The 16,798-nt window shown below is 58.9% G+C and carries 13 protein-coding genes; 8 read left to right on the top strand and 5 right to left on the bottom strand.

The genetic code is table 11. The features are described from left to right. Positions 1 to 15: 15 nt before the first annotated feature. Positions 16 to 759, bottom strand: coding sequence for a hypothetical protein (locus AC3EML_RS10315; protein WP_352522116.1), 744 nt, complete (start codon positions 757 to 759; stop codon positions 16 to 18). Positions 760 to 838: 79 nt separating this feature from the next. On the opposite strand from AC3EML_RS10315, the gene AC3EML_RS10310 reads away from it, so the two are divergent. Beyond that, entirely contained in the window at positions 839 to 1,375 is a 537-nt protein-coding gene (locus tag AC3EML_RS10310; RefSeq protein ID WP_352522117.1) for a hypothetical protein, read from the top strand. Positions 1,376 to 1,535: 160 nt separating this feature from the next. Here the strand turns inward: AC3EML_RS10310 and AC3EML_RS10305 are convergent, their stop codons facing one another. Further along, the gene (locus AC3EML_RS10305) at positions 1,536 to 1,820 is read right to left on the bottom strand and encodes a DUF2293 domain-containing protein (protein WP_352522118.1); all 285 of its coding nucleotides are present in this window, start codon (positions 1,818 to 1,820) and stop codon (positions 1,536 to 1,538) included. A gap of 294 nt (positions 1,821 to 2,114) precedes the next feature. Next, on the bottom strand, positions 2,115 to 2,432 hold the full coding sequence (locus AC3EML_RS10300) for a hypothetical protein (protein ID WP_352522119.1): 318 nt from the start codon (positions 2,430 to 2,432) through the stop codon (positions 2,115 to 2,117). A 176-nt stretch (positions 2,433 to 2,608) separates the two neighbouring features. On the opposite strand from AC3EML_RS10300, the gene AC3EML_RS10295 reads away from it, so the two are divergent. Further along, positions 2,609 to 4,483 (top strand): competence protein CoiA family protein, encoded by a 1,875-nt coding sequence (locus AC3EML_RS10295; RefSeq protein WP_352522120.1) that lies wholly within the window; start codon positions 2,609 to 2,611, stop codon positions 4,481 to 4,483. 66 nt (positions 4,484 to 4,549) lie between these two features. Here AC3EML_RS10295 and AC3EML_RS10290 read toward each other — a convergent pair whose 3' ends face one another. After that, positions 4,550 to 5,170 (bottom strand): hypothetical protein, encoded by a 621-nt coding sequence (locus AC3EML_RS10290; RefSeq protein WP_352522121.1) that lies wholly within the window; start codon positions 5,168 to 5,170, stop codon positions 4,550 to 4,552. Positions 5,171 to 5,377: 207 nt separating this feature from the next. On the opposite strand from AC3EML_RS10290, the gene AC3EML_RS10285 reads away from it, so the two are divergent. The 5 genes from AC3EML_RS10285 (at position 5,378) to AC3EML_RS10265 (ending at position 14,245) form a co-directional block, all read left to right on the top strand. Continuing rightward, positions 5,378 to 6,355 (top strand): helix-turn-helix transcriptional regulator, encoded by a 978-nt coding sequence (locus AC3EML_RS10285; protein ID WP_352522122.1) that lies wholly within the window; start codon positions 5,378 to 5,380, stop codon positions 6,353 to 6,355. A gap of 145 nt (positions 6,356 to 6,500) precedes the next feature. Beyond that, positions 6,501 to 7,628 (top strand): metallophosphoesterase family protein, encoded by a 1,128-nt coding sequence (locus tag AC3EML_RS10280; RefSeq protein WP_352522123.1) that lies wholly within the window; start codon positions 6,501 to 6,503, stop codon positions 7,626 to 7,628. Beyond that, on the top strand, positions 7,625 to 10,240 hold the full coding sequence (locus AC3EML_RS10275) for an AAA family ATPase (RefSeq protein ID WP_352522124.1): 2,616 nt from the start codon (positions 7,625 to 7,627) through the stop codon (positions 10,238 to 10,240). The genes AC3EML_RS10280 and AC3EML_RS10275 overlap by 4 nt, the downstream gene beginning before the upstream one ends. Further along, on the top strand, positions 10,240 to 13,554 hold the full coding sequence (locus AC3EML_RS10270; RefSeq protein WP_352522125.1) for a TM0106 family RecB-like putative nuclease: 3,315 nt from the start codon (positions 10,240 to 10,242) through the stop codon (positions 13,552 to 13,554). Before AC3EML_RS10275 ends, AC3EML_RS10270 begins: the two co-directional genes overlap by 1 nt. 22 nt (positions 13,555 to 13,576) lie before the next feature. Continuing rightward, complete coding sequence (locus tag AC3EML_RS10265) at positions 13,577 to 14,245, top strand: hypothetical protein (protein WP_352522126.1); 669 nt, start codon at positions 13,577 to 13,579, stop codon at positions 14,243 to 14,245. A gap of 198 nt (positions 14,246 to 14,443) precedes the next feature. On the opposite strand, the gene AC3EML_RS10260 is transcribed toward AC3EML_RS10265, so the two are convergent. Then, a complete protein-coding gene (locus tag AC3EML_RS10260) occupies positions 14,444 to 15,295 on the bottom strand; it encodes a hypothetical protein (protein ID WP_488505198.1) in 852 nt (283 codons plus the stop codon). A gap of 78 nt (positions 15,296 to 15,373) precedes the next feature. Between AC3EML_RS10260 and AC3EML_RS10255 the strand changes: the two genes are divergently transcribed. Continuing rightward, positions 15,374 to 16,504 (top strand): hypothetical protein, encoded by a 1,131-nt coding sequence (locus tag AC3EML_RS10255; RefSeq protein ID WP_352522128.1) that lies wholly within the window; start codon positions 15,374 to 15,376, stop codon positions 16,502 to 16,504. Positions 16,505 to 16,798 lie beyond the last annotated feature (294 nt).

The raw sequence follows: 16,798 nt of genomic DNA, 5'->3' as shown, positions 1-16,798 counted from the left end.
TGCTTCGGCTGCGCCTTACCATGCTGGCTCGAAAAAACTGTCAGCCTGAAGGCGCATCGCCGCCAGTGTCAGCGCGATCGCGGTGTTAGCCGGTGACTTCTCTATATTGAGCCTACCGTCGAAAGAGCGCCAGGCAGCCACGCTCCTGTTGTCGTGTTCGTCGCGCTCCGGCGCGATGATGCGAGCGTCGCAAGGGGCCTGGCCAACCTCGATCGTCCAGTCCTGGAGAGACTTCTGGGTGATGGAGGCAACCTCGGCCAAATTGCCCGTGAGATATGGCAATCCCAGTTCAGCGGCCTCTTCCGGCATCCCGCGCTCATTCACCCAGCCCATTACATAGCAAATGTCGATGTCGAGTTGCCGATCTGGACAGGTGGCTGCTTCGAGACGCTCGATGAGCTTGGGGTAAAGCTGCTGTCTTTCGGGCCAGGTTGCCGGATACGCGGTCTTCACCTTTGGCTCGGTTGGCCCCAGACATAACGCCCAGCGACTGATAGCCGGTTGCTCAAGCCATCCGGTGCAACAAGCTTCATAGGCAGCGCGCTCGGCTTTCAGCCAGACATCGGCCGCAACCTTTTGACTCTCGCTCGGCTCTTCGCCTTGCCGAGACCCTTTTATGTCCCAGACCTGTAGCGCAAACACACCGCTCGCCGCGACTTCGGCGGCAATCCCCTGCCGATCAAAAACAAGCTGGGCCGCGTTGAGCCCGCGCACGATTTCTTCGGGCTTAGCGCCCCGGATGTCTATGCGTAGCTCCATGACTTCATCCTGTGGCTAAGCTGCCGCAGTGAACAAAAAGAGAACGATGGAGTCAAGATGATCTTGACTGGCGAGGAATATGTTCCTTATTTTCGTCCTTGATCTAGGCAAGAAGGGACCATGGCGAGGCGTCACCGCGCTGGCCGGCGGAGCTATGGGAAAAACGGCAGAGGACAATTTTCGGATCGAAGTTTGGGATCGAGAAGAAACCCAGCTCGTCGAGACCATATGCCGGTCACCGGATTTCTTTATTAGCCAAACCGCGTGGCACGTCGCGATCCGGCGCCGGCCGGGAATGCTGCTGATTCACTACAATGCCCGGCATGTGATGAAGAAGATGCTGACACCTGGCGACGTCAGGATTGACCCTCAGACCATCGTAGACGGCAGCGTGCACGCCGGCCTCGACGTCGCGCTCGGTGATCTCCGCGAATGGCACACGCTGCGTGCCTGGTGCAAGAACTGCTCTCACTATGCTGAAGTGAAGCCCGCCGGCCTTATCCGGCGATACGGCAAAGGCGCGCTTTTCAGTTCGGTCGAGAGAGCACTTTTCTGCACCAGCTGCGATCGCGGTGGGCCGGTTAGGCTCGAGATTCACAAGTTGCCGAGGAACTGATGCTCCACGGTGACGATCGGCTGCCAGCACTTATTCCAAACCGAGGCTGCCAATCCGATCTAGAGCTATGGGTTGAACTCAGAGCGCTGAACTGATCGCAGCCTGATGAGCGGTCATTACGAACAATAGCTTCCCCCTACCTGGATGCTTCATTGGGCCTTCAATCTTCCCGGTCCGGTCGCGCCAGGCGAAGTTTTAGTCCGAGCTTGCGCCACACGCGAAGAATCTCCTCGACGTGTGGCGCAATGAAAGCCCGAGCCTCCTCGCGCGTCATCATCTTGGATCGGAGCAACTTGTCGTAGTCGGTATAGGAATGCCGAATATGTTTCTGCAATTCGATATCGACTGCCGCGCCCAGCTTTAAGCCTTTCCAGTCTCTTGCGCTGACCCGTGCAGCTATGGTGAGGCAGCTCTTCTTGGGGCAACCGGGATGATGGATGCGCATATGTTGCATCACAACATCGAAGGGAAATCCGTTCTGAAGGTTGGGTGTCGACCTGTCGCAATCTGGCATCGTCAATCCATCACGATTCGTTGGCCAGAGCCGCGATACCGGCTAACCAGCTTCGCGCAACAGCGTTCACATTGAATGCTAGGATCAGGACTGAAAAATCCCCCGAGGCTCTGCATATTTTCGAATGAGAGCGCCCGATCCGCATCCCAAAACGCAAGCTGGAACATCCCAAGCCAGAGCTGTTCTTTTGGACCGACACCATGGCCTAAATCGCGCCGCTGCCACTCAACTGGTGATCAGAATCTCCTCATCGGGTTCTACGAGCATTGCGAGTCGGACGATCGCATCCAACCTGGCCTGAAATTCGGCTGTGCGCTCGTCACGCTCTTTCAAATCGCTGATGGCACGCTCGTAGAGCGCATATATCTCCTCGTATTCCGCATACCGCTCCCGGCAGTGGGCAACGAGCCAATTGCGGTCGCGCTCAAGCGCCCGCATATAGGCCGAAACGGGACGCATCTTCTGCCACTTCTTGCCAAAAACCTCCTCCACTAGAAGTTTCGGCGGGAAAAGCGAGTAAGATTCCAGGATCTTCTCCGTCATGAAGATATCATGCCACGTCGGACGTCGCCTGTATTCCAAATAAAGTAATCGGTGACTTCCTCTTAACAGATATATTTCAATGCATTGCCACATTTCGAATGCGACTAGGCGCGATTTTGATAGAGGTTTGCGAGGAGGACTAGCCTCCATCCCATGCCGGCGGCTACTGTCCGCCAATGTCAATCAATCAGGGCCACGACGACCTTGAGACTCGCCGGCACTTTGGCAGCGACAGTGCGCGGCTGGTTTACGGCCGGAGCCCCGAAACCGGGAAGCTATACCACATCTCGAGGGCGAGCCGCGGTCTAGCCTGTGGCCTAGTCTGCCCGCATTGCAATGCAGCGCTGGTCGCCAACCTCAAGGATGACCTAAAGGCCGCGCACTTCGCCCACCACGGCCCTGCTTGCAGGGGCGGACCAGAGACGGCACTTCATCTCCTCTGCAAGGAAATCATCCGGGATGAGTTGCGGCTCACCATTCCCCGTGAGCACGCAGCATATGGCGACTATGAACAATTAATCGCCGAAGAACGCGAGATCACCGTCGATCATGCGACGCTAGAATTCCGCGATCATATCGAAGTGATACCTGACCTCCGCCTCGAGTTCGGAGAGTCAACTCTCTTCGTTGAGATTGCCGTGTCTCACCCATGCGGGGAGGAGAAGATTTCCCGCTTGAAGAAGTTGGGGACGGCGGCCTTAGAGGTCGACATGTCTTCTGTGCCCCGCAACGCTTTGCCGGAAGAAGTGCGACGCGCCGTAATATCGGCCGCGCCACGCACTTGGCTGTTCAGCCTAAGGATCGAGCTCGCGGTTGAGGAGATGCGCCTCCGCGCGCGACAGGACGCCGATGCCTACGCTGAACGACTGGCATTCATTGCGGGGCAGAAGATCGAGGCATATCGCGAGACCCGTCGAAGTGCTGGCGAGCAGAGGCTTCGCATCAAAGATCTGGCCGCAATGCGTGCTCTCGGAATGCGCCAACATCTCGGGATCCAGATCGGAGGAACAGGTTGCTTCACGGTCCGAAGCGAGACTTGGCGGTCGGTGGTCCTTGCAACAATCCTGCGACCAAGGCTCTATCATCATCGTTTCCTATCGACAGACCACATCATCTCCCGCCTCGTCGAGGAGGGGTATGTCCACAGCGACTTTATCACGCTGACGAAAGAGCTTGCCGATGTGATGCGCCGTCTCGACCATGAGTTCCTTACACCGTGGGAGGCCGTCCACCGGTTTCTTCAGGCCCTAGCCGAGGTGCGACTAACCCAACAGCAACACCTCTCCTTCGCGCTCACCACCGGCTTGGCAGGCCGATGGCACGACTGGGAGGCAGCTGACCGGAAGAGAATTGGTCGTCGGAATCATGTTTCGAGCCTTGTCTCGCGAATCCTGGATCTGATTCCAGCAGAGGATCGCGGATCGATGACGGTCGAATTCTGGTGGCAGATGACGAAGAGAGGAAGGCCGCGCCAGCAGGCGTTCGACGCAGAATCCTCGATCGACAGCGACCTGGAGGGCTTACTCTCTGTGCTGTGTTTGCGAAGCAGCACATCACCAACCACGTTACACGACCTGCCGGCGGCACGCGCCATCAAGGAGGCCATCTCCCGGAAAGCCGAGAATGATGCGAAAGCCCAAGCCAAACGTGCAGTGGAAGAAGCAGACGGTCGCCGGCAATCGATAATCAGGCTTTCGGAAGAGGCGCTGGACGGCCACGATCGTATCGATTTCCTTCGCACCCCGCTCGCCGATCAGAACGGAACCCTCCCGCTGGATCTCGCCGAGAGGAACTCCGCCGGCCTTGAGCAGGCCGAAGAGGCATTGAGAACGTTCGCACAGTCGCTGCGTGCGGAACGCGTCGCCAGGGAGTGGCGGTCAAAGCTGGACGATGAAGCCACGAAGCTCTTCGGGGAAACCGCTGCACGTGTTGTGAGGCAGGCGGTAGATGGCAAGCTCGACGGACGTCCGCCGCTGATCTACTGTCGGGACGAGCGCACCTTTCGAATTGCACTTGGAGTGCTGCACTGGATGGCGCGAACGCTAAGGTGATTTTCATTGGCTTGCGTTTCAGCAATGAGGGCATTCTCGCGGACTTTCTGGCGTAGTTTCACTGAGCTAGATGCTCACCGGCCAGTCCATTGTTGCGGCATGCCCTCCCGCGTAGATCAATACGATTGGGCTGTCCCAACCTTCCGTTCCTTGCACCCCGATGAGTTCGTATTGCAGGCCTTCGTTCGTATCGGCCTTCCTCAATACAACTCTGACAGGGGCGTCACCGGCGCCCGCCACGTCTGCTAACTCAAGAGCTTCGATAAGTTCCCTCAGCGTCATGCGGGCGGCTGGCGCCACGAGGAGCGCACTGGCTGCCTTTCTTCCAAGGCGCTCGCGCAAAGCCGCCAGTTCTGCAGCATACGCCTGCGCCTGACCGGCTTGGAAATCGGCCGTGACCTTGCTTTCGATTAGGACGCAGGCCCGGAGCGTCTGATCATCGTCGAACCAGCCAATCCGCACGTCGGTCTGACGGCGATCCCTCTCGCGGGGTGGCGACTTCTGCAGCAGCACGTGTTGACTCATTGGCGCAGAAAAGGAGTCCCCAGCCCTCGACACCATCCATGTAAGGAAGGCCGGGGATGCAAAGAGCTCCTCAACCAGAAAGTTGTCGAGATCGCGCTCCCTGACCCGATCCCGGAAGAAGTCGTCCGCCTGGCTCATTTCGCCGGCATATGGAATTTTCATAATCCACCACTCCTAGGGGTATCGCGTCAGCCTAGACCAGATTTTGCTAGCCGCTTCGAACAGAACTGCTGACGGCTGCTCCTCACTCTAAATGTAACAGTTGTCGTGCTGCTCTTTGAGGCACCAGCAACTTGTGTATTGTAGAGGAGCCGATGTTCCCGTCTCCCTGCAGGGATATGTGATCAATGCATCCTCACCGGAACTACCATGTCCTATTCCAAGGCAAAAGAACTTCTCAGACTTGCTGATTTCGCCTGCTCCAGGTTCCGCGGCGTCACACTGACCGATATCTGTGCGCATTTCGAGGTAAGTCATCGAACTGCGCAGCGCATGACCTCAGCGCTCTCCGAGGCATTTCCACACGCTGTAGATATCGTCGAAGATCAGACCCGGGAACGGCGCTGGATCGTTCGAGAGATTCCGCTTGCTAGATTACGGCTTTCTGGGGATGAGGAGCTTGAGGGCCTCGAATTCGCGATCGCGCGACTTCGAGAAAGCGGTGATTCTAGGCAGTCCCGCGCTTTGGCGAGCCTCCGTGACCGCCTTCTGGCAGCGCTGCCTGCTAAAGAAGCGCGACGCGCGGAAGCTGACGCTGAAGCGATGCTTGAAGTTCATGGAGTTGCCGCCAGATCAGGTCCAGTCGTCGCCGTGGCGCAGGAAGTAACCGACGCAGTGACCGCAGCGCTTCGCGGACCATATAGATTGCGCTTCAGCTACAACAACAGTCAACGCCTTGTCGAACCTTACGGCGTCCTTCTGGGCGCGCGGCGATACCTGGTTGGGAGGCAACCCGAAAAAGGTCTGAAGCTTCGACATTTCCGCTTTGACCTAATTAGGGCGCCAGAGGTCACGGATGAATGGTTCGCGCGGGACTCCGCTTTTGATCTGGCGGCGCACGCTGCGCGGGCGTTTGGCTCATTCCAGGATGACAGCCAGTTTGGTGAGGTCGTTTGGCACTTCGCGCCCAAAGCGGCCGACCGCGCTGCGGAATGGCGATTTCATCCCAATCAGCAAGTGCGCTTAACTGACGATGGCGCTCTCGAGGTGCGATTCGAAGCCTCTGGGTGGCTAGAGATGGCGTGGCACCTTTACCAATGGGGAGACACTGTCCAGGTCATCAGACCTAAAGAGCTCGCCGATCTCGTTCACGCGGCCCGGAGATCTGATTTTGATGCACTTCCCTGATTGATGTTCACACTTTGTTCGGCAATTCAACCTGCTAACGTTCGCGACCACTCCTCTCCATGACAGCTTCTGACACCCTCGTATGGTAGCTCATGTGAATTCGGATCGCACTTTTGGATCCGCCTCTGGTTCTGGTGGTCTTCACATGTTTCGTTTCATTCATTCGTCCGATCTGCACCTCGGTCGCAGGTTCGGCAACCTTCCGGAAGATGCGCGCGGTCGCCTGGTAGAGGCAAGGCACGCGGCGATCGGACGTCTGGCCGCTTCCGCCCAAGATCACGGCGCAAGCCACGTGCTCCTTGCTGGAGACGTTTTTGACACGGAAACGCCTTCCGACGCCATTTGGCGTCATGCCTTGGCTGCGATGAGCTCCGCGCAAGGCCTTCAATGGTGGATTCTTCCCGGAAATCACGACAGCCTGGCGGCTGAAGCACTCTGGGGTCATGTCCGCGCCCACGCTCCAACGAACGTTCATCTTCTTGACGCGTCGGAACCAGTCGAGATCGCGCCGCGCGTGGTTCTGCTGCCCGCTCCGGTGCCTCGCCGCTTTCCCGGCCGAGATCTGACAGAGTGGATGCCCCTTTGCGCTACTCCTGCTGACCACATCCGGATTGGGCTTGCACATGGCGGGGTCCATACATTCGGGTCCGAGGACGGCGGTGCCGACATCATACCGCCCGATCGCGCCAAGTCTGCTCGGCTCGACTATCTTGCGCTTGGTGATTGGCACGGACACAAGCAGTTCGGCGATCGCACTTTTTACTGTGGCACCCCCGAGCGCGATCGGTTCAAACACAGCGGCCCCGGCACTTGCCTCGCTGTCACTCTCCTGGCTCCGGGCGCGGTGCCCGAGGTCAACACCATTCAGACCGGTCAGTTCGACTGGCGGGAAGCACCACTTCCACTCATACCTGCACAAGACGCTGTAGCTGCGCTGGAGATGCTGATGCCGGTCGAAGGCAAGGGGAGGCGCGACATGCTTCTCAAAATTCGAGCCACCGGTTTGCTTGGGCTGCCAGCGCGCATGGCTCTGACGCGTGCCGCAGAGCTTGTAGAGCCCGAGTTCTGGCATTTCGAATTCGACGACGCAGACCTCGCCACCGAATGCAGCCTGGAGGATCTCGATGGATTTGCGTTGAGCGGCGCACTTCGGTTGGCAGCTGAAGGCCTCCATCGGAGGTCTGAAGACGCATCAACGCCCCCCACCGATCGGGCGATCGCCGCGGCGGCACTTAGACGCCTTTACAACTATGTGCAGGGAGAGACGCAATGAAGCTCCTCGCGATACGCCTCGATAATGTCCGACGGTTCACCGACCCCGTTGAGATCACGGGTATCGGCACCGGGCTGAACGTCCTCTCGGCCCCGAATGAGAGCGGAAAGTCGACCATCGTTGACGCGCTCCACGCGCTGTTTTTTAAAGGCTACAGGTCTTGGGATAAAGAGGTCGCGAGTCTTGCGCCGCATTGCGGCGGTGATCCTCAAGTGACGGTCGAAATTGAAATCAACGAAAACCGCTTCAAAGTCGAGAAGCGTTGGAGCAAGACGCGCAAGGGCGAGGCCAAGGTTTTCCGCGGCGGGCACCTGATCAAACAGGCGGACGATGCCGAGACATGGCTCGCTGAGGTGCTCAAAGCGCCAAAGGAAGGGGGGCCAGCCGGTCTCCTCTGGGTGCGACAGGGTTTGACCAGTCTCGACGAAGGCGAATCGGCCCACTCAGCACGGCGCGACTTGCTCTCTTCAGTCACCGGCGAGGTCGAAGCAATGACCGGCGGGCGTCGCATGGACGCGACGCGGGACCGTTGTCGGAGGCAGCTTGACCGCTACTTGACCAGCGGCGGGAAAGCGAAGGTTAACGGCCCACTAAAGTCCACGGAAGACGCGGTCTCGGCTCTCGACCGCCGACGCTATGAGCTTGCAGCCAAGGCGGCGTCTCTATGGGCAGGACTTGATCGCCGGCGCAATCTAAGGCGCGAACTCGCCAGTCTTGAGGACAGCGAACAGGATTCGGAAAGGATGACGCGGCTTGCAGAGGCACAGGCCTCCCATGACGAGGCATCCCGTCATGCAGAAGCGCTTGAGCGAGCAATCGAAGCAGAAAGATCGAAACGCCTTGAGATGGAACGAGCCGAGGAGAAACTTGCGACAATCGAGGCCGCGCTTGCTGAAGAAGGGAGTGCCGGAGCCGCCCTCGAGTTGGCCATCGTTGACGCTGCCATCAAGGACGAGCGGCATCGTGAGGCTGAGGGTGCGTTTATCGAGGCGAGAAGGAGTTTCGACAAGGCGTTCTCATCGGCAGAAACTGCGTCTGAAATCCTTCGAAGGGCACTACGCGCTCAAACATGCGCCGCGACAGCAGAACGGCGAGCGGAGCTTGCACTTCGACTGGCCCAGGCCGAAGGCTTGCGGACCGAGCTTGAGAAGGCAGTCGCGGACGCCAAGGTTGGCCTCACAGACAAGGTGCTGCGTCAATTGGAGGACCGGGCTGGAGAGGTCCGGGTTCTACGAAAGGCACGCGAGTTCGAGGCCGTCGCACTCACGATGAAGTATGCCATCGGACGAGCCGACGGTGTCGCGCTCGACGGTAAGCCGATGCCAGATGGAAATCGTGTGGCAATACCCGATGGCGCCACACTCGAGATTGACGGCATTGGACACCTAACGGTCCATCCCGGTGCACAGTCTGCCGCCGATACCCTAGCGGTAGCCGAGAAAGCTCTTGCCGACGCACTTGAAGCATCTGGCTACGAGACCCTGGAGACCGCTCGCGTAGCCGCACATCTCCGGCTTGAGGCCGAAGCGCGACGCCGAAGTGCCGAACACCAGCTAAACGGAGCGGCGCCGAATGGAATCGAAGCCCTCCGGGAGAGTATCGCGCGCCTGCCCGAACCCGTCGAAGCGGAGCCCGAACTTCCGAGCGCAAGGGAGGCTCAGGAGGCGGAAGTAGCAGCTAAACAGGCTCTTACAGACGCAACGGACACGCTTGAGAAAGCCCGTTCTGAGTTCGAAATCGCGCAGACTGCAGCCGCTCGCGTTGCCGCCGCCGCAGAAAGCGCAGCGGAGAGGGTCTCCAGGGCACAGTCCGCGCTCTGCAGCTTCCAAGATGCCGAGGCCGAAAAGACGATCCTCACAACTTCGCTTGTCGGTCATCGGTCCGCATTGGTCGACGCTATTCGACAGCGCCAAGTGATCTTGGCCGTGGCGCCTGATCTCGAAGCGGCGAAGGCTGCTCTACAACGTGCACGATCGGTCATCACACGTGTCGAAGAGGACCGCCAACGCATTCGTGTTGATCTCGGAAGGTTGGATACAGCCATCGAGATGCATGCTGCGGAGGCTGTCGAGGAAGAGCTTGCCGACGTCGAAATCCAAGTGAAAGCGGCGAGGCGGAGACTTGATGAGATCATGTTCGAGGTCTCGGTCCTCCAGACAGTGGACGACGCACTTGAATCCGCCCGAACTGCTGCACGTGACCGCTACGTTGAGCCAGTCCTGAGGGAGCTTACGCCACTCATCCAACTGCTCTGGCCCGAGGCCGAGCTTCGTTTCGACGCCGAGAAAGTCCTGCCTACGGCTCTGGTTCGAGCCGGAACGGAGGAAGACTTTGACATCCTGTCTGGCGGCACCAAGGAACAGATAGCGCTTCTCGTGCGGCTGGCCTTTGCTCGAATGCTGGCGAAGTCAGGTAACCCTGCACCAGTGATCCTCGACGATGCGATCGTTTACACTGACGACGACCGCATCGAACGCATCTTCGACGCTTTGACGCGGCAGGCTCAAGATCTGCAGATCATCGTATTCTCATGCCGACAGAGAGCCTTCCGAGATCTCGGAGGGCGGAGCCTAACAATTATCGGACAGGAACCTGTATTGGATGCCGCGTGATGAAACGCGACAGCAAAGGACTTCGCCTATCGGCCTCGGATTTGATGAGGTTTATGGCCTGTCCGCACGCAACGCGGCTGGACCTCGCATATCTAGCAGGCAAGGGGCCGCAACCCGCGGATGACAGCGAAGACGCCGCCTTACTACAAAGATATGGCGATGCGCACGAAGCGGCCCATCTGGCGAGGCTCGAGGCAAGCGGAAAGCGTATCTCCAAGATTGAAAAGGATGGGATCGCCTTCGACGATGCTGTTAAAGCGACCCTCGACGCCCTTCGAAATGGCCCGGACATTGTTTTTCAGGGAGCGCTCGAAGGAGGCATGTGGGGCGGATACTCCGATTTCCTCGAGCGGGTTGAATTGCCCTCGAAACTCGGGGGATTTTCCTACGAGGTTACAGACACCAAGCTGAAGCGCAAACCTGCCCCGGCTCATGTTTTGCAACTCGTGCTTTACTCCGACCTGTTGGCAACCGCTCAGGGCCGTAGTCCAGAACGAGCTCATGTAGAGCTTGGTGACGGCACGCGTTTCAGTTTCCGTCTCGCGGAATATGCGGCGTATGCTCGCGCAGCGCGAGAGCGGCTCATGTCTTTCGTTGTCGAACCAACGAGAACCCGGCCTAAGCCTTGCACAACTTGTGGTCTCTGCCGCTGGCGCGAACATTGCGTTGGAGAGTGGGAGCAAGAGGACAGCCTTTTCCGCGTTGCCGGCATGACAAGAGCCCAAGTGGAAAAGCTTGAAGCAACCGGCATCGCAACGATGGCCGCTCTCGCACAACAACGCGGCCGTGTGCCGAGGATGGCCGAGTCGACGCTCGAGAAGCTCAGGACTCAGGCATCGCTGCAGCAAAAGCGGAAGAGCGGCGATCCGTCCTATGCGCCGCGCCCTCACCTTCCCGGCAAGGGCTTTGACTTGATGCCCCGACCCCATCCTGGCGATCTCTACTACGACATCGAAGGCGACCCGTTCTATGCTGAAACCAACACCGAAGGCCTTGAATACCTACACGGGGTCTGGGACGGGAAGGCTTTCAAAGCGTTCTGGGCTCATAACTTTGCGGAGGAAAAGGAGGCGATAGTCGCCCTTTTTGCACTCTTCGAGCAGAGCATAGTTCAGAACCCGCAAGCTCACATCTACCACTACGCATCATATGAAATCAGCGCGCTTCGCAAGCTCACCACTCGGCACGGCGTCGGCGAAGCGCAACTCGACCGGTGGCTGAGGGAGCGTCGTTTCATCGACCTCTATGCCGTTGTTCGAGGAGGCGTCTACGCATCGGAACCATCCTATTCGATCAAGGATATGGAGGCTTTCTACGATCTTTCGCGCACAGGCGAGGTGACGACTGCAGGCGGATCCGTTGTCGCTTACGAGAAGTGGCGTGAAAGCCGTGATGCCGCAATCTTGAAAGAGATCGAAGACTACAATCGCATCGACTGCGTCTCCACGGAACGGTTGCGCGATTGGCTACTCGAAATCCGGCCAGACGGGCGTTGGCTGGAACTCGGCGACGGCTACACGGCGAAGTCTATGGAGGCCGAAGCCGAGGTCGACGATCTCGCCGAGATGCTGCTCCAATCCAGTCTTCCCGAGGACCGTCGGCGGCTCTTGTATGATCTTGGCGTCTTCCACTGGCGCGAGCGAAAACCTGCTGCGTGGGCTGTCTTCGACGCCGCTGCGAAGGACTTCGAAGAGCTCTGCGATGATATGGAATGCCTTGGCGGCCTCATCGCCGATGGGCCGCAACGGCCGGTGAAGAGGTCAAATGAGCGAGATTACCGATATCCGCCACAGGAGACGAAGCTAAGGGCAGGCAAATCCTCGCAGTTTGCTATCGAGGGCGGCTTCGGACAGGTAGAGATCACGTCGCTCGATCGCGGGGCTCGACGGGTAACGCTGAAAATGGGGCCGGGCTCCGGCGATACGCTTCCGGACCAGCTCGATCTTATTCCCATTTTCGCAATCGATGCCAGACCCATTCCCTCCGCTGTCCGCAAAGTTATCAAGGACCAGTGTGGAGACCGCGCGAACAAGGCGGCAGAAGATCTCCTCTCGCGCAACTCGCCGCGCTTCAAAGGTGCGTCACCGCTTCCGTTGGATGAGGCGGCAGATCCCCTCCGAGGAACTATAGCAGCCATTCGGGCGATGGATGCCACAGTCCTGCCTGTCCAGGGCCCGCCCGGCACAGGCAAAACATATGTCTCCGCGCGAGCCATCCTGGCACTCGTCAAAGACGGCCATCGTGTCGCCGTTTCATCCAACAGCCACGAAGCTATCCGCAACGTCCTGATGGCTTGCGTTGATGCGCTTCGCGATGACGCCGGCATCGGCCTGACACTTGCCAAGGTCCAGCTCGCTCACAAGATTGGATCCGACACTGGCGAGGCACCGATTGGCTACGAGGCCATCGTCAATGTGCGAAACAACGACGATTCTGCACTTGAAACAGCACAGGTCGTTGGCGGGACAGCCTGGCTGTTTTCGAGAGACCAATTTGAGGGCGCGTTCGAATACCTCTTCGTCGACGAGGCGGGGCAGGTCTCTCTCGCAAATGCGGTCGGAATGTCGAACGCGGCGAAGAATCTTGTCCTGGTGGGCGACCCGCGTCAGCTCCCTCAGGTAATCCAGGGAGCGCACCCTGCTCCGGCAAATCTTTCTTGCCTCGACTGGGTTCTCGGCGAAGGACAGAACGTTGCGCCGGATCGGGGAATTTTTCTTCCCGTCACGCGTCGCATGCATCCCGAAGTCTGCAGCTTCATTTCATCACAGTTTTACGAAGGTCGGCTGCATCCACACGAAACGACGTCGCGGCAAGCAATCCATTCACCGGGCCTGCCCAATGCCGGCGCGTGGCGGATTCCGGTGACCCACCAAGAGCGCGCGCAGGAATGTCCTGAAGAGGTCAGTGCAATCCGTGAGACGATTGACCTTCTGCTTGCCGGACGATGGACCAACAGTGACGGTTTGGCGCGCCCACTTCGCAAGGACGATATCATCGTGGTCGCTCCTTACAACGCGCAGGTGAACGCTCTAGCCGAAGCTTTGCCCGACATTAGGGTAGGAACCGTCGACAAGTTTCAGGGACAGGAAGCGCCAGTTGCCATTGTCTCAATGACTGCCTCTTCAGCGGAAGAAACATCACGGGGCATCGAGTTCCTTTTTTCCCGGGAGCGGCTCAATGTCGCCATCAGTCGCGGCAAGGCCCTCAGCCTCGTATTTTTTTCGCCTCGACTGCTGCAGGCGGGGTGCTCGACGGTCGAGCAAATTCGTCTCGTGAACACGCTCTGCGCACTTCCCGACATGCCTACGGAATAGGATGAACGGACGGAATGAACCGATGAAGGACAACGCGGCAGCTCAGCTTAGGTTTGAGGCGCTCAAGGAAAAGCAGCGTCAACTTCGGGCGGGTTTCCCCGAGAATTTCGGCCTTCGCGTCCATCGGTCGATCAGTTGGATCGGACGGGCTGAAGCAGAAGCCAACGATCCCGCTGCAGCGTTCCTCTTCCTCTGGATCGCGTTTAACGCGGCCTATGCGGACGAGCGCGACGTGCGAGGTGAGCGTGAAGCATTCGCATGGTTCTTCGGAATGCTGCGAGACCTCGACAAGAACAGCCGCATCTATGACGCGGTCTGGACACGCTTTCCCGGCCCCATCCGGCTCTTTCTGGAGAATCGCTTCGTCTTTGGTCCTTTTTGGTCCCACCAAAATGGGATCGATGGTTACGACGACTGGGAGCAACGTTTCAATGCCGCCAGGCGTGCCTTCCACGGCGCGCTGATGACTCGCGATACCGCCAACATCTTGTCGATGCTATTCGACCGCCTCTATGTGCTCCGCAACCAACTTGTTCACGGCGGCGCAACTTGGAACTCGAGCACTAACCGCAACCAACTTCGTGACGGCGCCGACATCCTCGGGTTTCTCATCCCCATCATGATCGACATCATGATGGACAACTCAACCGAGGACTGGGGACGGCCCTTCTACCCGGTCGTTGAGAAGTAGACCCAGCTGGCATGCGCAGCATCTCGTAAGAATCCGTCACCATGAACTATGCTGCACACCGCCCTTGGATCTTTGTAGTCCGCCGAGGTCGATTCCGAAGTCCGGGTGGAGGTGTTCGAGCCGTTCAGCACAATGCGCGCCTTCCCCTTAGTTTACTGCTATCGGTCTGTGGCATGAGTTTTCAACAACGCGGGCCGTTCATCGTAGGAAGACCGCGAACGGTGCTGCCAGTCGCCCACTCGCCACTACACGGCGATACCGGGATTTCATTCCGGCAACTACGTCCGTTGCCGGAACCACGCAGGCCGTCGAAGCACCCAGCATAAATCGCAGCACACCACCGTCGGGATACTCAGCAAACTGCCAAAGGTCGAATGTAGTCCCGTCGCTCGGCGTAAGTCGGTCGAGAACAAGCGCCGTCGCCCCGCCGAGCTTGCCCGTCACCTTCCCGATGCCTTTCGGTAATGGTCCCCATGTCTGCCGATCTTCGGACACTTGCACTACCGCCTGAGAGGTTCCGGCGGGGGTCGCGCCTCCTTCGAGGAAATACACAACGGCTCCTGGATACGCCCGACCGAAAGCCTGCACCGCCTCAGCCTTCGCCTTCCATGACTGGACAACCCAAAGCGTTCTCCCAGCTTTGACGATGTCCCAAGCCTTGCGGGCAACAATGTCCTTCGGCAATTCCTCGCCGTGCCATCCGATAACACTCAGGACGGCCGGGACAACGGCTACCGCCTCGCCCCGGACTGCCCTCTCTTCTCGCCTCACAGGAGGCGATAGGAGGGCCTCCGACTTCTCCTGCGGCAGACCAACGTAGGCATTGCCGGAGTCTGCGACGGTCGCGCTGCCCCCGACCGCGAGAAGCCAATACCGATCGCCCTTGACGATGATACGATGCCCGCGCCGCTCGGCGTCTTTCAGCATGTTGTATTGCGTCGTGCCGGTCGCCGCGATCATGTCCGCCTGTGTCGCGCCGCGCTCATACAGGCTCGCCGCTATCGAGCGCTTCGAGCCGAGCCGGAATCCAAATTTGTCCAACCCAATCATGTCAGCTTTCTAGCTATTGTCGTCGATCATAGCAGACTAAGCTTTGGTGAACGTTATCATCGGCAAGCGGAGGCCAACATGAGCAGCATTTTCCTTGTCGGACAAGATAACCAGCTGACCGAACTGAACCGGACAGACTACGAATCCGAAGACCTGTTTCAGCGGCTGCTAGGCGATCATCCCGCCATGCTGAGGCTAGCAGGGGGACTCGAAGGCAAGCTGCTTCTCATTCGACGCGAACAACCCGTTCCCGACGCCGTGAACGGCTCTGATCGTTGGTCACTTGATCATCTGTTTCTGGATCGCCAAGGCGTGCCAGTGCTTGTCGAGGTGAAGCAGGCATCCGACACAAGGGCTCGCCGGGAGGTCGTGGCCCAGATGCTGGACTATGCCGCGAATGGCGTCGCCTATTGGCCTATCGATCGGATTGTGCAGGCATACCGCGATACGGCAACGGGCGCAGGACTGGAGCCGGACACTCACCTCGCCAGCTTCCTAGACAACGCCGATGCAGAATCGTTCTGGAGGGCCGTGGAAGCCAACCTGAGGTCCGGCCGAGTCCGCATGCTGTTCGTCGCCGATCGCATCCCCAAGGAACTGGCGCGCATTGTTGAGTTCCTGAACGAACAGATGCGCCCGGCCGAAGTTTTGGCGATAGAGGTCGAACAGTTCACCAGCGCCAATGGCATTCGCACGCTGGTCCCGCGACTGGTTGGGCAGACAGAACGGGCACAGACGACCAAGGCCGTGACCGAAGTTGCTGAGCGCCTGTCCGAAACGGAATGGCTGGAAAACCTCGCAGGTCTGCATGGCGCGAAGTCCCGTGCTGGCGCTGAGCGGGCTGCGGACTGGCTGCGATCGACCGGCTATGACGTAGTGGTGACGAACAGCCAGGACGCGCTCGCAGCCGGGCTTCTGCGGCCGGACGGAAAGCGCACCTATGTGTTCTTCATGCGCAAGACATCGGGCCGATTGGAAACGTCCCTCGCCAATCTCGGCTCAACGCCAACTTACGCTCCGGACGATACCAGGAAGGCACTGCTGTCCGCGATCCGAGAATGGCCATCATCGACGTTGAAAGTCACCGACAAGCTCACTGGCTGGCCTTCGGTGAAGCTAGATGAGCTTATGTCCGAGCCGCTCTGGAATGCGGTCACGTCCTTCTCGGGGGACATCGCAAATGGCATTCGGACAGCGAGCGGCCCATGAGCCCCATCCCGGCGAACGGAAATTCGGTTCGCGTTTCTTGACGCGTTGCCGACCACAGCAACACCTGACGAGGGGGAACAAATGTCGCTGCCGATCACCCGTCCAACGTGGAACGCTTTGGTGAAGGCCAATAAGGAAGCAGGTTGGGCTCAACCCGGAGTATTCGCAACCGGCATAGGTCGGCGATATCGACCTGGGGCACCCGCAAGCGTCCTTTATGTTGGAATGAGCGCCGGTCCAAAAGCAGAATCCGTTGGCTCGGGCCTAACGCAATTGGATAGCTCAAAGGCGTCT

The organism is Mesorhizobium sp. P170090 (assembly GCF_057786115.1).
This window is presented reverse-complemented; position numbering and strand designations above follow the sequence as displayed.